This is a genomic window from Pseudomonas sp. GG8 (assembly GCF_052976945.1).
Genome location: NZ_JBRIIP010000001.1, coordinates 4055695 through 4073629 on the forward strand (window position 1 = coordinate 4055695; position 17935 = coordinate 4073629).

Here is a 17935-nt window from a genome sequence, read left to right on the forward strand (position 1 = left end):
GTCAGTTGCCCTCTAAACCAGCGTTGTCCAAACCACACAGGGTTCGCAAAAGCGCGCCGTCCAAGTGGTTCTCAACCAGGTCCGCCAGTCGCTCGATGTCGCGTTCGCGCAGCGCGTGGTAGTCGACGTGCTGCACATTTTCCAAGCCAGCCCAGCGCAGTAATGCAGCACACGCTGGCGGCGACTCGAACAGGCCGTGCAGGTAGGTGCCGAGAATTTGCCCGTCGGCACTCTGTGCACCGTCATGGCGACCATCATCAAGGCGCACGGCGGCATGCTCCAGCGCCGCGCCAGTGGTCACCCCCGCGTGAATTTCGTAACCGCTCACGGGCGCGTCTTCAAGCGCGAGATGGCCACACACATTGCGCAGTTGTTTCTGTTCTTCCAGCACGGTGTTGATGTCCAGCATGCCCAAACCGGCGCTGGAACCGGGCGCGCCTTCGAGCCCCAGCGGGTCATGCAGCTGCTGACCGAGCATCTGCAAACCACCACAAATGCCCAACACCTTGCCGCCATAGCGCAGGTGCCGGGCGATGGCGATGTCCCAGCCGTGGCTGCGCAAGAACGCCAGATCGCTGCGTACGCTTTTCGAGCCAGGCAGGATAATCAAGTCCGCAGCCGGGATCGGCTGGCCAGGACCGACGAACTGTAGATTCACCTGTGGGTGCAGGCGCAACGGGTCAAAGTCCGTGTGATTGCTGATACGCGGCAATACCGGCACCACCACATTCAGCACCTGCTCGACCTTGTCGGTCTGGCGCTGATCGAGACCATCTTCGGCCTCGAGGTGCAAATCCATCACATACGGCAGCACGCCGATCACCGGTTTGCCGGTGCGTGCTTCCAGCCAGTCAAGGCCCGGTTGCAGTAAGGCGATATCGCCGCGAAAACGATTGATGATGAAACCTTTGACCCGCGCCTGCTCACTCGGGGACAGCAGTTCCAGGGTGCCCACCAGGTGGGCGAAGACCCCGCCGCGATTGATATCGGCAATCAACAGGACAGGGCAATCCACCGCTTCGGCGAAGCCCATGTTGGCGATGTCGCCAGCACGCAGGTTGATTTCGGCAGGCGATCCGGCGCCTTCGACCATGACCACCGGATAGGCCGCACTCAAGCGTTGGTGCGAGGCCAGCACCGCCTGCATCGCGATCTCTTTATAGCCGTGATACGCCACCGCGTTCATGGTGGTCACCGCCCGGCCGTGGATGATGACCTGCGCGCCCGTGTCGCTATTGGGCTTGAGCAACACCGGATTCATGTCGGTGTGTGGCTCGAGCCCAGCGGCCTGGGCCTGCACCGCTTGCGCTCGGCCGATCTCGCCACCGTCCGCCGTCACTGCGCTGTTGAGCGCCATGTTCTGCGGCTTGAAAGGCACCACGCGAACGCCCTGACGGGTCAACCAGCGACAGAGCGCGGTAACCAGCGTGCTTTTACCGGCGTCTGACGTCGTCCCCTGCACCATCAAGGTGGTCATGGTATTTCCTTGGTGTAGTCGCTAAGAGCTCGTTCGAACCGTTGCCAGTCGACTTCTTCAGCCGGCAGACCGAAACGCAAGGCGCTGTGGTGGGGACTGCCGGTGTTCAAAAACAGCCGCAGCAGAATCCCGCGCAGGGCACAGAACTCATAAACCTGAACAGCGTGCGGAGTCGTCAACCATTGAAACAGCGCGCAACCACCCTGAGGTTTCAAGCCATACTGGCTCAGCAGTTCAGCCAGGCGCTGGCTGGCGTGTTCGGTACGCAGGCGTTGCAGGCGATGACCTTCGACATCGCTCAGGCACACCTGCCCCAGCACACGCGTTGGCCCGCTGACGGCCCAAGGGCCAATCTGCCGCGCCAGCAATTTGAGCAGCTGTGGTTCGGCAATCACAAAGCCCAAACGCACGCCCGCCAGCCCGAAGAACTTGCCGAACGAACGCAACACGATCAAGCCGACGCGCCAGGCTTCGGCGGTCAGGCTCAACTGCGGCGTGTTGTCCATAAAGGCTTCATCGACCACCAACCAGCCACCGCGCTGGGCCAGGTGCGCGTGCCATTCCAGCAGGCGCTCCGGGACGATGCTCAGCCCGGTGGGGTTGTTCGGATTGACCACCACCAGCACATCAAGGCTGTCGATGAAAAAATCCACTTCGTGCTCGAACACTTCGCGCACCCGAAAGCCGTTGGCACGCCAGGCTTCGGCATGTTCGGCATAACACGGCGATAACACACCGACCTTGCCCGCACGACGCAAACGCGGCAACGCCTGAATCGCGGCTTGCGAACCGGGCACCGGTAGCACACGAGGGGCGCCATAGTAGGCGCAGGCTGCCAGTTCCAGGCCATCGTCGGTTTCCGGCAGCCGCGCCCAGGCTCGCGCCGGGATTTCCGGAATCGGCCAGGGCCAGGGCGAGATGCCACTGGACAGGTCCAGCCACTCGGCTTCAGCGATGCCGTAGTGCAATGCCGCATCTCGCAAGCGACCGCCGTGCTCAAGCATACAGTTCAGCCCCCACGCACAGGACCAGCAACCACAACCAGACACCGCGCTGGACCAGTTGCCAGCCACGATCGATCGACTGAGCATCAGCCGGCGCGCCTTCGCCCAATTGCGGACGCTGGTGCAGTTCACCGTGATAAATCGCTGCCCCACCCAACTCCACGCCTAGCGCGCCCGCACCGGCGGCCATCACCGGACCGGCATTCGGACTGTCCCAGCCAGGTGCTTGAGAACGCCAGCAGCGCAGGGCCAATCGGGTGTTGCCCAGCAGCGCGTAGGTCAACGCCACCAGGCGTGCCGGAATGTAATTCAAGACATCATCGATCTTTGCCGCCGCCCAGCCAAACCGTTCGAAACGTTCATTACGATAGCCCCACATAGCATCCAGGGTATTGCTCAAGCGATACAACACCACCCCCGGCGCACCCGCGACAACAAACCAGAACAAGGCGGCGAACACTGCATCGCTGCCGTTTTCCAAGACTGATTCGGTGGCCGCGCGGGCGACTTCAGTCGAGTCCAGCTCCGTTGTCTGCCGACTCACCAGATAGCCCACGCGACGACGGGCTTCGTCCAGGTCACCGCTGCGCAAGGCCTGCGCCACCGGCTCGACGTGCTCGCCAAGGCTGCGCAAACCCAGCGCGCAATACAGCGCCAGAACCTCCACCCACCCGCCTATATAGGGCAACCAGCTGAAAAAAGTCACCAGCAGCGTCAACGGGATCACCGCGATGAACCAGGCGGTGACACCATGACTGCGCCAACCGCGCCCAGCCGAATTGAAACGCTGTTCGATCCGGTCGGCAAAGCGCCCGAACGCCACCAGCGGGTGCGCCCGTTTCGGCTCGCCCAGCAGCGCATCCAGCGCAACCCCGGCGACGCTCAACAACGCCATGCTCATCGACTCACTCCCCACTGGTTTTCGTAGAGCAATTCGCTCAGCGGACGAGCCTGCGCCCACCCTTCCAGCACCAGCATGGGCGCCGGGTAAAACTCGGCCACCGGTCCCAGACACAGAATCGCCAAGGGTTTTGCCCCCGCCGGCATGCCCAGCAGGTCGGCCAGCGCTTGCGGTTCGAACAGTGAAACCCAGCCCATGCCCAACCCTTCGGCACGCGCTGCCAGCCACAAATTCTGAATCGCGCAGGACAAGGACGCCATGTCCATTTCCGGCAAGGTGCGGCGCCCGAAGATATGCCGCTCGCGATCATCCATCAGCGCCGCGACCAGCACTTCCGCGCAATCGTTAATGCCTTCGACTTTGAGCTTCATGAAATCGTCGGAGCGCTCACCCAAGGCTTCTGCGGTAAGAATCCGCTCTGCCTCGACCTGTGCCTTGATGCTCTCCCGCAGCGACCGGTCACTGATGCGAATAAAGCGCCACGGTTGCATCAACCCGACGCTGGGCGCCTGATGCGCCGCTTCGAGCAATCGCGCCAGCAGCTCCGGCGCCACGCTACCACCGATGAAGTGGCGCATGTCGCGACGCTCGGCAATCGCTCGATACACCGCCGCACGTTCGTCGGGGCTGAACGCCTGATCATTCATGGTTTGAAAAGCGCCGCAACCGCTTGAGGATTAGAAGGGAAATAGAAGTGTACGTAAGACGCGGTCATGCGCCCGTCACGATAGACCGCCTCGGCGCCGCGTCCACCGTTAGGGCTCAGACCTCGAGCGATGGGCTGCAACTCAGTGCTGGTCAGCGAGTGGTGATAGGTGTGCCCACGCAGCAAGCCTTCCGGCAGTTCGACCGCTTGCAAAGCCAGCGCGGCCAAACGTTTCTGCATCACGGCTTCGCCCGTCAGCAGCCCCACCAGTTGCGCACGCTGACCGTCGACATCGGTCAAGGCATCCAGCAGGTAAAGCATGCCGCCGCACTCAGCCAGCAGGGGTTTACCTGCTGCATGATGGGCGCGAACGGCGGCCAGCATCGGTAGGTTTTGACCCAGCGCGACGTGGTGCAGTTCGGGGTAACCGCCCGGCAGATAAAGGCTGTCGGCATCGGGAATGAAGGTGTCGTGGATCGGCGAGAAAAACGACAACTCGGCGCCCATGGCCCGCAGCAGGTCAAGACTGGCGCCGTAGGTAAAGGCAAACGCTTCGTCCCGAGCCACGGCAATGCGCACCCCCTCAAGCAAGGGTTCAGCCTTGACGATGTCGGGCGCGGCGAATTCGACAGCCGGCGGCAAGGACACCTCGCACGTGCTGCCTAGGGCGGTGGCGGCGGCGTCGAGGCGTGCATCCAGATCATTCAGTTCGCTGGCCTGGACCAGGCCCAAATGACGGCTCGGCAACTCGATCCCGGTTTCTCGTGACAACGCGCCGTACCAGCGTAAGCCCTCGGTCAGGCTGCCTTTGAGCAGTTGCGCGTGGCGCACGGTGCCGACGCGATTGGCCAAGACCCCGGCAAACGGCAGGTCCGGCTGATAACGCGCCAGGCCCAGGGCCAACGCGCCAAAAGTCTGGGCCATCGCAGTGCCGTCGATCACGCCCAGAACCGGTACGCCGAAATGGCGCGCCAAGTCTGCGCTGGACGGCGTACCGTCGAACAAGCCCATGACCCCTTCAATCAGAATCAAGTCGGCTTCGCCCGCCGCCTCCCACAACAGTCGGCGGCTTTCATCGGCGCCGACCATCCACAAATCCAGCTGATAGACCGGCGCGCCACTGGCGCGCTCGAGAATCATCGGGTCGAGAAAGTCAGGGCCGCATTTGAACACCCGAACCTTGCGCCCTTGATTGCGGTGCAGTCGGGCCAACGCGGCCGTCACGGTGGTCTTGCCCTGGCCGGAAGCCGGCGCAGCGATCAACACCGCCGGGCAGTGACGCGGCGCTCTCATGAAGGACTGCTCATAGCTCGATGCCTTTCTGCGCACGGATACCGGCCTGAAAGGCATGCTTGACCACGGCGATCTCGGAAACCGTATCCGCCAGATCAATCAGCTCGGGTTTCGCGCCACGACCCGTCACCAGCACATGCTGCATCGGCGGACGACTTTGCAGGTCGCTGAGGACCTGCTCCAGATCCAGATAACCGTGTTTGAGGGCGATATTCAGTTCATCGAGCACGATCAGGCCGATGCCTGGGTCGCGCAGCATTTCCCGGGACACTTCCCAGGCAGCTTCGGCGGCGGCGATATCGCGCTGGCGGTCCTGGGTTTCCCAGGTGAAGCCCTCGCCCATGACGTGATAACGCACCTGCTCGGGGAAACGACGGAAGAACAGCTCTTCACCGGTGCTGTTGCGACCCTTGATGAACTGCACGACGCCACACTGCATACCGTGGCCCATGGCGCGGGCAAGCATGCCGAACGCTGAGCTGCTTTTGCCTTTGCCGTTCCCCGTCAGGACCAGCAACAGCCCGCATTCATTCGGCGAACTGGCAATGCGCTCGTCCATGACGGCTTTTTTACGCAGCATGCGCGCCAGATGGCGTTCGTCACGTTCGGGGGATTCGTTCATCTCAGCTCTCCGTTTGAGCAGGGCACGCGAAAGCAAACGGAAGGCACAGGAATTGACTGCCAGCACGGTCAAAAAAGACCCTGCGCAGAGCATCGCCCGCCGTGATGCTGTTGGATGGTTCAGGCCGGTCTCCGGACTCATGAGCGGGCTTTTCCCCCACTGCGCGCCTTCCCACATTTTTTACGATGCAGTGACTGAATGCGCAGCTTTGACTCATTTACCGTTGCGGGGGCAGCGCCGGAATCGGTCGCTGGACGCGTCCTCACCGGCTTCCCTGTTTCACTCAGCCCATCAGCGATGGCTGAGCACCTGAAACACGTCGCGAAGGGTAGAGGGTTGGGGATAGAGCGTCAATCGAAGCGCCCTTTCCTTTCGCGTAATAAAGCTGTTTGACCCGTGCGAGTCATATCGATTGATATTAAACGACAGCCATCCCGCGCCACCTACTAAGCTTGCTGACTATCAACTCACCTGCAAAAGGTTGAACCTCAACAGCCCACCCTCCTCTACTGCTTTACGCGCACTTTTCGCTTTTCATGGAGATCGTCATGTTCACACTCAGACCTCAGTTGGCAGTACTGCTTGTACTGATGACCGGCCTTACCGCTTGCGGCGAGACTGCCAGCCTGCAAGTAGCGGAAGGCACGGGCCCGCAGCCGAAGCTGCCTGAACCGAACAAAACACTGATCCCGACCGTGAACATCGCCCCTGCCGTGGGCTGGGCAAAGGGTGCAAAACCTGTCGCTGCACCAGGCACTCAGGTGTCGGCGTTTGCCGAAGACCTGGATCACCCGCGCTGGCTGTACGTGCTGCCTAACGGCGATGTACTGGTCGCCGAAACCAACTCGCCGGCCAAGCCCGATGACAGCAAAGGCATTCGGGGCTGGATCATGAAAAAGGTCATGGGGCGTGCGGGGGCGGGCGTAGCGTCCGCCAACCGGATCACACTGCTGCGCGACAAAGACCATGACGGTGTTGCTGAAACCCGTACCGTGTTCCTGCAAAACCTTAATTCACCCTTTGGAATGGCCCTGGTCGGCAACGACTTCTATGTCGCCGACACCGATCAACTGCTGCGTTTCCATTATGAAAACGGGCAAACCTCGATTACCGGCAAGCCAAGCAAGGTGACAGACCTGCCTGCAGGGACACTCAATCACCACTGGACCAAGAACGTCATTGCCAGCAAAGACGGTAAAAAACTGTACGTGACCGTGGGTTCCAACAGCAATGTCGGTGAGAACGGCCTGGACAAGGAAGAAGGTCGAGCCGCGATCTGGGAAGTCGATGCCGCGACGGGCGCGCATCGGATCTTTGCCTCTGGCCTGCGCAACCCCAATGGCATGGACTGGGAACCGCAGACAGGCACGCTGTGGACCGCCGTCAATGAGCGCGACGAAATCGGCAGCGATCTGGTACCCGATTACATTACGTCAGTGAAGGATGGCGCATTTTATGGTTGGCCTTTCAGCTACTACGGCCAGCATGTGGATGTGCGCGTCTCACCCCAAAACCCGGCTTTGGTGGCCAAGGCCATTGCACCGGATTACGCCGTCGGACCCCACACCGCGTCGTTGGGTCTGACCTTCAGTGACGGAAAATCGCTGCCGGCACCGTTCACCCAAGGTGTATTCATCGGCCAACACGGTTCGTGGAACCGCAACCCCCACAGCGGTTACAAGGTGATATTCGTACCGTTCACCAACGGCAAACCCAGCGGCGCCCCCGTCGACCTGTTGACCGGTTTCCTCAACGCAGACGAGAAGGCCCAGGGGCGTCCGGTGGGCGTGATCAATGATCAGCATGGCGGAGTGCTGGTGGCCGATGACGTGGGGAATAAAATCTGGCGGGTGACGGCGGCAAAGGCGCAGTAAGCCCCGCTTTCGACGGGGCAGGATTTACTGCACGATCACATCAAATCAGGGGTTATTACGCGCCAGATGCTCTGGCTGAATGACGCGCTTGGCGTTGAGGTAGGTTTTTTGCCAATAGCTGTTGTCGAGGCTGTCCAGGCGCACTGTGCCGCCCGTTGCCGGCGCATGCACAAAGCGCCCTTCCCCAACGTAGATCGCGGCGTGACTGACCTGCGAGCCGCCTGACGTGGCGAAGAACAACAGATCACCAGACTGTAAAGCGTTGCGCCCGACGTCCGGCGCGCGCATCACAATCATCTCTCGGGTCGAGCGTGGTAGCGCGATACCGGCCGCGTCACGGTAGACATAACCAATCAACCCACTGCAATCGAAGCCCGAATCAGGCGTATTGCCGCCCCAGCGATAAGGCGTGCCGACCAAACCCAGCGCGCGAATTAGCACGTCTTCAGCAGCAGGCGAGGAATAATCGGAAGTCATTGGCGCAACGGGTCGAACAACCCATTGTTTTGAAGGGGGTGGAGCGTGGCTTGCGCAAGCGCCAAGAAGCGCAGCAGCCAATGTAATCAACCCTAGGCGTACCGTAATCGACATAAACACAACAACCTGATCTGGATGCGGCTTACTCTGCCGGGAGCCCGAACTGCGTGTAACTTGAGTTACACGCTCCGGTAATGACTAGCGTTGGCTTTGGATTGTAGTCGGCGCCATCGCTAACGCACGTTTAGCTTCGATGAAGGTCTTCTTCCAATAGCTGTCATCCAGGCTATCGACCCGAACACCACCGCTGCGGCTGCTGCTGGAATGGATGAATTGATCATCGCCCAGATAGATGCCGGCATGGCTCACACGACCGCGACCCTTGGTGCTGAAGAACAGCAGATCACCCGGCTTCAGGTTGTTGCGAGCAACCAGTGGAGCCTTCAAGTTGATCATGTCGCGAGTGGAGCGTGGCAACGTCATGCCCGCTTCTTCACGGAAAAGGTAGTTGATGAATCCGCTGCAATCGAAACCTGCTTCGGACGTACCGCCTACGCGATAACGGGTACCGATCAGGGACATGCCGCGTTCCAGGATGCTGTCGGCAAGAATCGGCATGCGGTACGGCTTGCTGTCAGCAAACTCGGCCAGTTCTTTTTCGGTGATCAACTCTTCGGACAACACGGAGTCAGATCCGTCGGCCATCTGGGAGGAGCGTGCAGACTGCGCAGTAATCGAGGCATGAGCCTGATTCTGGACCTGCTGCTGGTTCGAGGCAGGCATGTTAGCCGCGCAACCAAAAAGGAGTGAAACCAGTGCGAGGGGCACGAGGGGTGCGAAGCGATTTAGCATGGGCACGACCGTGGCTAGTGATGTAAAGGAGATGAGACTATGCCTTCTATCACCCTGATTTGCAAATTCAATCGATCTAAATGTGACTTACCAGTTCCTCCATAACTTCTAAGGCTCTACAGCCCAGGAAAACATCCATGGCGGCGCTGTGGTCGGTCGGCGTCGGATTTATCTCGGCGGTAAAGCCCCCCGACACCCGCGTACGCAGGACCGGCTCGTGAATATACGGGAAGCTGGCAGTGGTGCCGATGCTCAATACAGCATCGAAACCCTTGGCCATTTCTTCGTACAACGTTTCCAGCGCCCGCTCGGGCAACATTTCCTCGAACAACACCACTGGCGGGCGCAATACCCCATGGCAGTGCTTGCACAAGGGCGGCAATGGCCGTTGCAGGTGCTCGCTCAGTTCCGGGTCGATGGCGCCACAGGATTGGCAAAACAACGGCGCCAACTGCCCGTGGATTTCAATCAAGCGCTCAGGTGGGCTGCCAGCGGCACGATGATAGCCATCGACGTTCTGCGTCAGGACCCAGCATTCAGGCTTGAGTCGCTGCAACTGAGCGATGGCGTAATGGGCGGCATTCGGTTGCGCACCGAGACAAGCCTTGCCCAGTTCGGCGATATATTTCCAGCACAGCGCAGGGTCGCGGCGCAACATCGGGCCAGACAGCGCCATTTCGATGGGCAGCCCGTCCGAGGTCTTTGCGTTATACAGCCCGCCAACGCCCCGGTAGGTCGGGAGGCCCGAGTCGGCCGACAAGCCAGCGCCGGTAATAATCAGGATGCGCCGGGCATGACGCAACGCCGCTGCTGTTTGCAGCAATAGCTTGCGATCTACCACGGCCGCGCTACCAACCCAACGTTTCCTTCAGGAAAGGAATGGTCAGCTTGCGTTGCGCTTGCAGTGACGCTTGATCGAGACGTTCGAGCAAGTCGAAGAGCGCACTCATGCTGCGGGTACCGCGAGTCAGGATGAAATGACCGACCTCATCAGTCAGGTGCAGGCCACGGCGCGAAGCGCGCAACTGCAAGGCGCGCAGTTTGTCTTCATCGGACAGACCACGCATCTGGAACACCAGGGCCATGGTCAGCCGTGATTTGAGGTCGAGAAGTTTGACCGGCAGCTCCCGTGGAGACTGGGACGCGGCGATCAACAGGCGACGGCCGCTGTCGCGCAGGCGATTGAACAGGTGGAACAGCGCCTCTTCCCACTCCGGCTTGCCAACCACCGCTTGCAGGTCATCCAGGCAAACCAGCTCGTACTGCTCCAGATTATCGAGCAGCTCAACGCCTTGATCCATCACATCCGCCAAGGGCAAGTAAACCGCCAGCTCGCCCAACTGCTCGAAGCGCAGGCAAGCGGCTTGCAGCAAGTGAGTACGCCCGACGCCATCCTTGCCCCAGAGATAAATCAGGCTTTCGGTCCAGCCAGCATCGGCTTCGCACAGACGCTCAACATAGCCGAGTGCTGCGGCATTGGCGCCGGGATAGTAATTGATGAAGGTGGCGTCATCACGCAGACGCACACCCAAGGGCAGCTGAATCGGTTTCATGCTGGCTGAACGGCTCAAGCGAGCCGCTAGGGGCCTCAGTATAAAGTGGGCAAAGTTTATACCGGTGACGCTGGGTGCACAATGCGGCAGACCACAAGCAAAATCAAAGGTTTGCGTTTACTTCCGGTCATGCGCCGCATCGGTGCACCTGATCCAGTGCGAATAGACCAGGATCCGACGTAACAGGCAGATCACCTACAGATCAGGATCTACCGTGCCACCGTAAATATCCGACTCTTTATAGAGGTCATGCACATGGCGCACCAAAACCATGATGACGGCCGCCACCGGTAGCGCCAGTAACACACCCGTGAAACCGAACAGCTCACCGCCCGCTAAAATCGCGAAGATCACCGCCACCGGGTGCAGACCAATCCGGTCACCCACCAGCAATGGGGTGAGAACCATGCCTTCCAGGGCCTGACCGACCATGAACACCGCGACGATACCCATCATGGGGTACACGTCGCCGCCAAACTGGAACAGCCCAGCGATGACGGCGGCACCGATGCCGATTACAAAACCCATGTACGGCACAATCGCCGCAAGACCCGCAATCACTCCGATCAGCAGGCCCAACTCCAGGCCCACCAGCATCAAGCCGGCGGCATAGATAAAGCCCAGCGCAACCATGACCAATAGCTGACCGCGAATAAAGGCACCGAGGACTTCATGGCACTCGCTGGCCAGCTTGACGATCTGCCCTTCACGATGGCGCGGCAACAGACTGCGAATCCTGGCCATCATCAGGTCCCAGTCGCGCAGCAGGTAGAAGCACACCACCGGGATCAGCACCAGATTGGTCAACCAGCCGATCAACGCCAGACCGGATGCCGTCGCCTGAGCCAACACCACACTGACAATATCGCCCGTCTGCCCCATGTGCTCGGAAATGGCGGCCTTGACCTTGTCGAACTTCCAGAAACCATCAGCCAGGCCCAGCTTGGCCTGGGTCCATGGCAATGCCGTGTGCTGCAACCAGTCGAGTATCTGTGGCGCCAGTTCATACAGGCGGAACAACTGTTTGGCCAGCATCGGCACCAGGACCAGCAGCAGCGCCATCAGAATCATCGCGAACAAACCGAACACCGCGACCACACCCAAGGTGCGCGACAGCCCGGCAGCTTCCAGCCGATCGACCAAAGGGTCGGCCATATAGGCCAAAAGCAGCGCAATCAGAAAGGGCGTCAGAATCGGATGCAGCAAAAACACAAACACACACAGCAGGACAACCCCGCCAATCCAGAACCAACGACGTGAGTCAGCCATTACCGCCCCTCAAACCCAAGAATAAAAACCAACCCGAAGCACCGTCCCGCCGTTACCAACGAAAGTGCAACTGCGGTGCAGAAGACGGTTGAGTCACGGGGGCAACGCCATCGACCGGAGGTTGTTGTGCCGGCGTTGCAGCACTCACCTCGCCCGCTGGAACTTCCTGCAATTTGGCCAGGGACAATTGCGAACGAAGTTGATCGGCACTGCCATTGACCTCGTAGGTAATGCGATCACCGCTCACCGTTTTCAGCTTGGCGCCAAATGGATCGAGCAAGCGACTCAACTGAGCGTAACGTTCAAGGTTCATGCCCTGCACTTCCAGCACCAGCGCGGTCGACGCACCCGGCTTGACCACATAGCGCGGCGCCAGACGTTCGCTGACCGCCAGCAGGACAGCATCGGCCAAGGCTCCGCTGTCCGCGCCGGTGGCCGTGCCCTGCTCACTCTGCTGGCCCAGCCACAAACGCCATTTACCCTGCCATTGACCGTTCTCTTCACGGGCATGCACCGCCAGCAAACCATCGGCGCCATACCGCTCGGAAGCGGCCCTCAACGGCGCAGAGTCGGTGCCTTCGATGTTCTTGGCCGTTCCTACAATTTGCTCACTCAAATCCGCCAAAGGCAGACGCAGCGGCAAACCCCGGTGCTGCGCCGCGCGACGCAAGGGTTCGGCCGCGCTCTGACCATCACCCACCAGATTGGAGCCATCAGTGGCATCACTCAACCACCAACCAAGGATCGTCGGACGATTGCTGCCCCACACAGACAAGCCTGCCTGATGCAGCGAGCGCTCGGTACTGGCTGGATCGAAATCAACCAGCAAGCTCTCTGGCGGACCCGCTTCGTAGCCGTACTTGGTGATGATCTGTTGCGGGTCCTTACGCAACCCGGCCAGACCAGCGCTTTGCGGGGCCTTGGGATCACCTGTCAGCCGCAGAATCAAGGTTTCCAACGCGTGTTGCGTGGCCTGAGTGCGCTCATCAGGGGTTTGCCCACTGACTGTTTCACGCACTTGGTACAAGTTGCTCATGGTTTCAGCAACGCTGGGCAGACTGATCAATGACAGGCAGCCCACAAACAACAATTTAGAAAGACGCATGGAAGGTTCCCGACGAGCAAAAGCGGCATGAAAAAAGCCGCGTGAAAACGACTGATATGGTTGAGACCACACATCGAGCCGAATCATTCATACAGAATCATAGCGACACCTTATACAGCCGCCGACAAACGAGCCAGCTTGAGCGCATGCATCGATTATTTTGGGTTCTAATAAGCCTGCCCGTCGGCCTAAGGATGGCCGCTGCCCTGTAAGCCTGATAAAATCGCGCGCCTTCGCAGACTGGCGATGGCGGTGGCCCCTGAAAACGCAGCATTCCTTGTATGCAGCGTTTTTCGAGAGGCCCTGCCGACTTCGGTCGACCCCCCGAATCCCCTTAAAGGCCTGGATTATGAGCAAGCAACCCTCCCTGAGCTACAAAGACGCCGGTGTAGACATCGACGCCGGTGAAGCATTGGTCGAACGCATCAAGAGCGTGGCCAAGCGCACCAAGCGTCCGGAAGTCATGGGCGGCCTGGGTGGCTTCGGCGCCCTCTGCGAAATCCCGGCCGGCTACAAGCAGCCTGTACTGGTCTCCGGCACCGACGGCGTGGGCACCAAGCTGCGCCTGGCGCTGAACCTGAACAAACACGACACCATCGGCATCGATCTGGTCGCCATGTGCGTCAACGACCTGGTGGTTTGCGGCGCAGAGCCATTGTTCTTCCTCGATTACTACGCCACTGGCAAACTCAACGTCGAGACCGCGACTCAGGTCGTGACCGGCATCGGCGCTGGCTGTGAGCTGTCCGGCTGCTCGCTGGTAGGCGGCGAAACCGCAGAAATGCCCGGCATGTACGAAGGCGAAGACTATGACCTGGCCGGCTTCTGCGTCGGTGTCGTGGAAAAAGCCGACATTATCGACGGTTCGAAAGTCGCCGCCGGTGACGCCCTGCTCGCCCTGCCGTCTTCCGGCCCGCACTCCAACGGTTACTCGCTGATCCGCAAGATCATCGAAGTGGCCGGTGCCGACATCGAAAACATCCAGCTCGACGGCAAACCGCTGACCGACCTGTTGATGGCGCCGACTCGCATTTACGTGAAGCCATTGCTCAAGCTGATCAAGGACACTGGCGCAGTGAAGGCTATGGCCCACATCACTGGCGGCGGCCTGCTGGACAACATCCCGCGCGTACTGCCAGCAGGCGCTCAGGCGGTGGTCGATGTCGCCAGCTGGCAGCGTCCTGCCGTGTTCGACTGGCTGCAACAGCAAGGCAATGTCGCTGAAACGGAAATGCACCGCGTCCTGAACTGTGGCGTGGGCATGGTCATCTGCGTCGCTCAGGAACACGTCGAAGTGGCCTTGAACGTGCTGCGTGAAGCCGGCGAGCAACCTTGGGTCATCGGTCAGATCGCCACCGCTGCCGAAGGCGCTGCACAGGTCGAGCTGAAAAACCTCAAGGTACATTGATGTCAGTGCAGATACCTGCAACGTGTGACGTGGTGGTGCTGCTGTCTGGCACCGGCAGCAACCTGCAAGCCATGATCGACAGCTTCAAGGGTGTCGACAACCCTGTCCGTATCCGCGCGGTGATATCCAATCGCGCCGATGCGTTCGGCCTGCAGCGCGCCAGGGACGCAGGCATCGAAGCCCGCGTCCTCAATCACAAGGCGTTCGAAGGTCGAGAGGCCTTCGATGCTGCGCTGATCGAGCTGATCGACACCTTCCAACCCAAGCTGGTGGTGCTCGCCGGATTCATGCGCATATTGAGTGCGACATTCGTCCGTCACTACCAGGGCCGCCTGCTGAATATTCATCCTTCTCTGCTGCCGCTTTATAAGGGCTTGCATACTCACCAGCGAGTGCTTGAAGCTGGTGACAGCGAACACGGCTGCAGCGTGCATTTCGTGACAGAGGAACTCGATGGGGGTCCACTGGTCGTACAGGCAGTAATCCCGGTAGAGTTGAACGACTCGCCAGCCACCCTGGCACACCGGGTTCATGCTCAGGAACACGAGATTTATCCGCTGGCAATACGATGGTTTGCCGAAGGAAGACTAAGCCTCGGCGAACAGGGCGCATTACTGGATGGCCAGTTACTCCCGGCCAGTGGCCACTTGATTCGAATCTAGGAGATATTATGCGTCGCGCTTTGCTCTTCGCTTTCGCTCTGCTCGCACTGCCAGCTGTTCAGGCCGCAGACCTTCAGCCGTTTTCCGCCAGCTACACCGCTGACTGGAAACAGCTGCCCATGAGCGGCACCGCCGAACGCAGCCTCACGAAAAACGCGAACGACACCTGGACCCTGAGCTTCAAGGCTTCCATGATGATCGCCAGCCTGACCGAGGTCAGCACCCTGCGTGTCGACAAGGGCACCCTGCTGCCACAGTCCTATAACTTCGAACGCGGCGGTCTGGGTAAAACCAAAAAGATCGACATGGCGTTCGACTGGAGCAGCAAGGTGGTAAGCGGCACGGATCGCGGTGACGTGATCAACCTGCCCATCAACCCCGGCGTGCTCGACAAGTCGACCTACCAGCTGGCGTTGCAAAAAGACGTGGCTGCCGGCAAGAAGAGCATGAGCTACCAGGTGGTCGATGGTGACTCTGTAGACACCTACGACTTCCGCGTACTCGGCTCGGAAAAGGTCGATACCAAGGCTGGCAAGATCGACGCCATCAAGGTCGAGCGTGTACGCGACCCGACGCAAAACAAACGCATTACCGTGATGTGGTTCGCCAAGGATTGGGATTACCTGCTGGTTCGCCTGCAACAGGTCGAAACCGACGGTAAGGAATACAACATCATGCTGTTGAACGGCACCGTCAATGGCAATGCGGTCAAAGGCAGCTAACAGGCCTGAGTTCGCCAGCAAGACCCAAGCCTCCGCTTTTCAGCGGGGGCTTTTTATTGCGCGCGCTGCGCAGGACCAAGGCAAAACTGAACGTAACCTGTCCGAGACGCCGACACCCCACACCCGCGACCTCCGCGACACCCATACCGTCCGCGCCCCGGAGTTATTCCTTCACTTTATGCAAAGGTGTGTTACAGATTTCAGTCATTTACTTAGATAGCTAGCTAACGATATAACAGAGGCCTGCGACGTGTTGCCGCAGCTACCCAGAGTCAGGAGCTTACAAAGATGACCGTAAAAGTTACTGAACGCGACGCTTCCCATATCTCCCACGAAAGCAACGCCGCGGGCGTGCAGATATGGGATGTGCACCAGCAGGATTTGCTGGTCGGGATGTTCCATAACGAGACGGACGCTCATCAATACAAAGCCGAACTGGAAACACTGGAAAGCCAACGCACCCAGTAAGACGCCCTTTAGGAATCGCTGTAAAAACAAAACCGCACAGACTGTGTGAAAACGCAGCGAGCGAAGGCAAGACAAGGCAAAAACAGGCGAGGAAGCGGAGTCTACGTGTTGTAAATGAGCATTCCGAGCCTGTTTTTAACGCAGTATTGCCGAGCGCAGTAGTTTTCACACAGCCTGAGCAGAAGCGGGTTTTGTTTGTCCAGGACCTGGGCTTACCACATCAGGTCGTCAGGCACCTGATAAGCCGCGTACGGATCATCGGCATCCGGTGCTTCGGTCGGTGTATTGAGCAGCACGACCCGGCGTGGGTCGCGTTCCTGGATCTTCAGCGCGGCTTCACGCGGGATGATCTCGTAACCGCCGCCATGATGAACGATGGCCAGTGAGCCGCTGCTGAGCTTGTTACGCATCAGCGTGTTGACCGAGATGCGCTTGACCTTCTTGTCGTCGACGAAGTTGTAGTAGTCCTCGGTAGTCAGCTTCGGCAGCCGAGAGACTTCGATCAACTGTTTGACCTGAGCGGTACGGGCTTTGAGCTCGACCTTTTCCTGCTGCTGGCGATTGAGTTCCTGATCACGCTTGGCTTTTTCGGCCATGGCGTCCTGCGCCGCACGCTTTTGCGAGTCATCGGCTTCGATCTGGCCCTTATGCACCAGACGTTGTTCTTTTTGCTTGTCTTTGCTGACCTGCTTGGCCTGCTTTTGGTTGACCAGACCTGCTTTGAGCAACTGGTCGCGAAGGGAAATGCTCATGATGCGTTCTTTTCCTGACGTTTGGCTTCGCCCCAGAGAGCGTCCAGTTCTTCGAGGGTGCAATTTTCAATGGGACGATGGGTCTGGCGCAATGCCTGTTCGATAAATCGGAAGCGTCTTTCGAATTTAGTGTTCGCCGCACGCAAGGCGCTTTCAGGATCGACCTTAAGGTGCCGGGCCAGATTCACCACCGCAAACAGCAGGTCACCGACCTCATCCGCGATGGCCGGGGCGTCATTGTCCGCCATGGCTTCCAGCACTTCATCGAGCTCTTCACGCACCTTGTCGACCACCGGCAAGGCGTCTGGCCAGTCGAAACCGACCTGCGCCGCGCGCTTCTGCAACTTCGCCGAGCGGGACAAGGCTGGCAGCACGCCGGGGACATCATCGAGCAGGGACAACTGCTCAGGCACGTCAGACTTGGCCGCTCGCTCTTCGGCTTTGATTTCCTCCCAGCGCTGCTTGACCTGGGCCTCGTCCAGCTGCGGCGTTTCCAGCGGCGCATACAGATCGCCAGTAGGGAACACATGCGGGTGACGGCGAATCAATTTTCGGGTGATGCTGTCGACCACGCCATCGAACTCGAAGCGCCCTTCTTCGCGCGCCAACTGGCTGTAATAAACCACCTGGAACAACAGATCGCCCAGCTCGCCCTGCAAGTGATCGAAGTCACCGCGCTCAATCGCATCGGCGACTTCGTAGGCTTCTTCAAGCGTGTGAGGCACGATACTCGCGTAGGTTTGTTTGACATCCCACGGGCACCCGAACTGCGGGTCACGCAGTCGGGCCATCAGGTGCAGCAAGTCTTCGAGTGTGTACATCAATTGTTCTCATTCAAACCAAAGCTGCA

Annotated in this window: 19 protein-coding genes and 1 riboswitch; of the genes, 5 read left to right on the plus strand and 14 right to left on the minus strand. The window is 59.6% G+C overall.

The genetic code is table 11. From position 1 onward, the window contains the following. Nucleotide 1 precedes the first annotated feature (1 nt). From ACVBEG_RS19530 to cobO, 6 genes are read right to left on the minus strand one after another with little or no spacing between them, the layout of a single operon-like run. Nucleotides 2-1477, minus strand: a complete 1476-nt coding sequence (locus ACVBEG_RS19530; protein WP_447108225.1) for a cobyric acid synthase — start codon at nucleotides 1475-1477, stop codon at nucleotides 2-4. Then, on the minus strand, nucleotides 1474-2481 hold the full coding sequence (gene cobD, locus ACVBEG_RS19535) for a threonine-phosphate decarboxylase CobD (protein ID WP_447108226.1): 1008 nt from the start codon (nucleotides 2479-2481) through the stop codon (nucleotides 1474-1476). The genes ACVBEG_RS19530 and cobD overlap by 4 nt, the downstream gene beginning before the upstream one ends. After that, nucleotides 2474-3382 (minus strand): adenosylcobinamide-phosphate synthase CbiB, encoded by a 909-nt coding sequence (gene cbiB / locus ACVBEG_RS19540; protein WP_322181072.1) that lies wholly within the window; start codon nucleotides 3380-3382, stop codon nucleotides 2474-2476. The genes cobD and cbiB overlap by 8 nt, the downstream gene beginning before the upstream one ends. Beyond that, entirely contained in the window at nucleotides 3379-4029 is a 651-nt protein-coding gene (gene bluB / locus ACVBEG_RS19545) for a 5,6-dimethylbenzimidazole synthase (RefSeq protein ID WP_322181074.1), read from the minus strand. Before bluB ends, cbiB begins: the two co-directional genes overlap by 4 nt. After that, the gene (locus tag ACVBEG_RS19550; protein ID WP_447108227.1) at nucleotides 4026-5321 is read right to left on the minus strand and encodes a cobyrinate a,c-diamide synthase; all 1296 of its coding nucleotides are present in this window, start codon (nucleotides 5319-5321) and stop codon (nucleotides 4026-4028) included. The genes bluB and ACVBEG_RS19550 overlap by 4 nt, the downstream gene beginning before the upstream one ends. Before the next feature lie 10 nt (nucleotides 5322-5331). After that, nucleotides 5332-5943 (minus strand): cob(I)yrinic acid a,c-diamide adenosyltransferase, encoded by a 612-nt coding sequence (cobO, locus tag ACVBEG_RS19555; protein ID WP_322217519.1) that lies wholly within the window; start codon nucleotides 5941-5943, stop codon nucleotides 5332-5334. Between the two features lie 105 nt (nucleotides 5944-6048). Continuing rightward, a riboswitch (cobalamin riboswitch) is annotated at nucleotides 6049-6271 on the minus strand. A 220-nt stretch (nucleotides 6272-6491) separates the two neighbouring features. On the opposite strand from cobO, the gene ACVBEG_RS19560 reads away from it, so the two are divergent. After that, nucleotides 6492-7817, plus strand: coding sequence for a PQQ-dependent sugar dehydrogenase (locus tag ACVBEG_RS19560; protein WP_322181080.1), 1326 nt, complete (start codon nucleotides 6492-6494; stop codon nucleotides 7815-7817). Between the two features lie 45 nt (nucleotides 7818-7862). Here the strand turns inward: ACVBEG_RS19560 and ACVBEG_RS19565 are convergent, their stop codons facing one another. From ACVBEG_RS19565 to ACVBEG_RS19590, 6 genes are all read right to left on the minus strand, one after another. Continuing rightward, nucleotides 7863-8408 carry a C40 family peptidase gene (locus tag ACVBEG_RS19565; protein WP_322181082.1) on the minus strand — a complete coding sequence of 182 codons (546 nt, stop codon included), beginning with the start codon at nucleotides 8406-8408 and terminating at the stop codon, nucleotides 7863-7865. An 84-nt stretch (nucleotides 8409-8492) separates the two neighbouring features. After that, nucleotides 8493-9146 carry a C40 family peptidase gene (locus tag ACVBEG_RS19570; protein WP_322181084.1) on the minus strand — a complete coding sequence of 218 codons (654 nt, stop codon included), beginning with the start codon at nucleotides 9144-9146 and terminating at the stop codon, nucleotides 8493-8495. Nucleotides 9147-9222: 76 nt separating this feature from the next. Then, complete coding sequence (locus ACVBEG_RS19575; protein ID WP_323565866.1) at nucleotides 9223-9987, minus strand: NAD-dependent deacylase; 765 nt, start codon at nucleotides 9985-9987, stop codon at nucleotides 9223-9225. A 7-nt stretch (nucleotides 9988-9994) separates the two neighbouring features. Further along, complete coding sequence (hda, locus tag ACVBEG_RS19580) at nucleotides 9995-10699, minus strand: DnaA regulatory inactivator Hda (protein WP_322182809.1); 705 nt, start codon at nucleotides 10697-10699, stop codon at nucleotides 9995-9997. 195 nt (nucleotides 10700-10894) lie between these two features. Next, nucleotides 10895-11968 carry an AI-2E family transporter gene (locus ACVBEG_RS19585; protein ID WP_447108228.1) on the minus strand — a complete coding sequence of 358 codons (1074 nt, stop codon included), beginning with the start codon at nucleotides 11966-11968 and terminating at the stop codon, nucleotides 10895-10897. Between the two features lie 52 nt (nucleotides 11969-12020). Continuing rightward, the gene (locus ACVBEG_RS19590) at nucleotides 12021-13073 is read right to left on the minus strand and encodes a DUF2066 domain-containing protein (RefSeq protein WP_322181091.1); all 1053 of its coding nucleotides are present in this window, start codon (nucleotides 13071-13073) and stop codon (nucleotides 12021-12023) included. A 349-nt stretch (nucleotides 13074-13422) separates the two neighbouring features. On the opposite strand from ACVBEG_RS19590, the gene purM reads away from it, so the two are divergent. The 4 genes from purM (at nucleotide 13423) to ACVBEG_RS19610 (ending at nucleotide 16333) form a co-directional block, all read left to right on the plus strand. Beyond that, the gene (gene purM / locus ACVBEG_RS19595) at nucleotides 13423-14481 is read left to right on the plus strand and encodes a phosphoribosylformylglycinamidine cyclo-ligase (RefSeq protein ID WP_219063933.1); all 1059 of its coding nucleotides are present in this window, start codon (nucleotides 13423-13425) and stop codon (nucleotides 14479-14481) included. An 11-nt stretch (nucleotides 14482-14492) separates the two neighbouring features. Further along, nucleotides 14493-15143, plus strand: a complete 651-nt coding sequence (purN, locus tag ACVBEG_RS19600; RefSeq protein ID WP_447108482.1) for a phosphoribosylglycinamide formyltransferase — start codon at nucleotides 14493-14495, stop codon at nucleotides 15141-15143. Between the two features lie 8 nt (nucleotides 15144-15151). Next, nucleotides 15152-15865 (plus strand): DUF3108 domain-containing protein, encoded by a 714-nt coding sequence (locus ACVBEG_RS19605; protein ID WP_219063934.1) that lies wholly within the window; start codon nucleotides 15152-15154, stop codon nucleotides 15863-15865. 288 nt (nucleotides 15866-16153) lie between these two features. Beyond that, complete coding sequence (locus ACVBEG_RS19610; protein WP_322217521.1) at nucleotides 16154-16333, plus strand: hypothetical protein; 180 nt, start codon at nucleotides 16154-16156, stop codon at nucleotides 16331-16333. A 212-nt stretch (nucleotides 16334-16545) separates the two neighbouring features. On the opposite strand, the gene ACVBEG_RS19615 is transcribed toward ACVBEG_RS19610, so the two are convergent. Both ACVBEG_RS19615 and mazG read right to left on the minus strand, forming a co-directional pair. Beyond that, nucleotides 16546-17085, minus strand: a complete 540-nt coding sequence (locus ACVBEG_RS19615; protein ID WP_219063936.1) for a DUF2058 domain-containing protein — start codon at nucleotides 17083-17085, stop codon at nucleotides 16546-16548. Then, entirely contained in the window at nucleotides 17082-17906 is an 825-nt protein-coding gene (gene mazG, locus ACVBEG_RS19620; RefSeq protein WP_322181096.1) for a nucleoside triphosphate pyrophosphohydrolase, read from the minus strand. Before mazG ends, ACVBEG_RS19615 begins: the two co-directional genes overlap by 4 nt. Nucleotides 17907-17935 lie beyond the last annotated feature (29 nt).

Coding starts and splice junctions, on each gene's coding strand:
- ACVBEG_RS19530 (WP_447108225.1), bottom strand. CDS start 1,477: ATGACCACCTTGATGGTGCAGGGGACGACGTCAGACGCCGGTAAAAGC.
- cobD (WP_447108226.1), bottom strand. CDS start 2,481: ATGCTTGAGCACGGCGGTCGCTTGCGAGATGCGGCATTGCACTACGGC.
- cbiB (WP_322181072.1), bottom strand. CDS start 3,382: ATGAGCATGGCGTTGTTGAGCGTCGCCGGGGTTGCGCTGGATGCGCTG.
- bluB (WP_322181074.1), bottom strand. CDS start 4,029: ATGAATGATCAGGCGTTCAGCCCCGACGAACGTGCGGCGGTGTATCGA.
- ACVBEG_RS19550 (WP_447108227.1), bottom strand. CDS start 5,321: ATGAGAGCGCCGCGTCACTGCCCGGCGGTGTTGATCGCTGCGCCGGCT.
- cobO (WP_322217519.1), bottom strand. CDS start 5,943: ATGAACGAATCCCCCGAACGTGACGAACGCCATCTGGCGCGCATGCTG.
- ACVBEG_RS19560 (WP_322181080.1), top strand. CDS start 6,492: ATGTTCACACTCAGACCTCAGTTGGCAGTACTGCTTGTACTGATGACC.
- ACVBEG_RS19565 (WP_322181082.1), bottom strand. CDS start 8,408: ATGTCGATTACGGTACGCCTAGGGTTGATTACATTGGCTGCTGCGCTT.
- ACVBEG_RS19570 (WP_322181084.1), bottom strand. CDS start 9,146: ATGCTAAATCGCTTCGCACCCCTCGTGCCCCTCGCACTGGTTTCACTC.
- hda (WP_322182809.1), bottom strand. CDS start 10,699: ATGAAACCGATTCAGCTGCCCTTGGGTGTGCGTCTGCGTGATGACGCC.
- ACVBEG_RS19585 (WP_447108228.1), bottom strand. CDS start 11,968: ATGGCTGACTCACGTCGTTGGTTCTGGATTGGCGGGGTTGTCCTGCTG.
- ACVBEG_RS19590 (WP_322181091.1), bottom strand. CDS start 13,073: ATGCGTCTTTCTAAATTGTTGTTTGTGGGCTGCCTGTCATTGATCAGT.
- purM (WP_219063933.1), top strand. CDS start 13,423: ATGAGCAAGCAACCCTCCCTGAGCTACAAAGACGCCGGTGTAGACATC.
- ACVBEG_RS19605 (WP_219063934.1), top strand. CDS start 15,152: ATGCGTCGCGCTTTGCTCTTCGCTTTCGCTCTGCTCGCACTGCCAGCT.
- ACVBEG_RS19610 (WP_322217521.1), top strand. CDS start 16,154: ATGACCGTAAAAGTTACTGAACGCGACGCTTCCCATATCTCCCACGAA.
- ACVBEG_RS19615 (WP_219063936.1), bottom strand. CDS start 17,085: ATGAGCATTTCCCTTCGCGACCAGTTGCTCAAAGCAGGTCTGGTCAAC.
- mazG (WP_322181096.1), bottom strand. CDS start 17,906: ATGTACACACTCGAAGACTTGCTGCACCTGATGGCCCGACTGCGTGAC.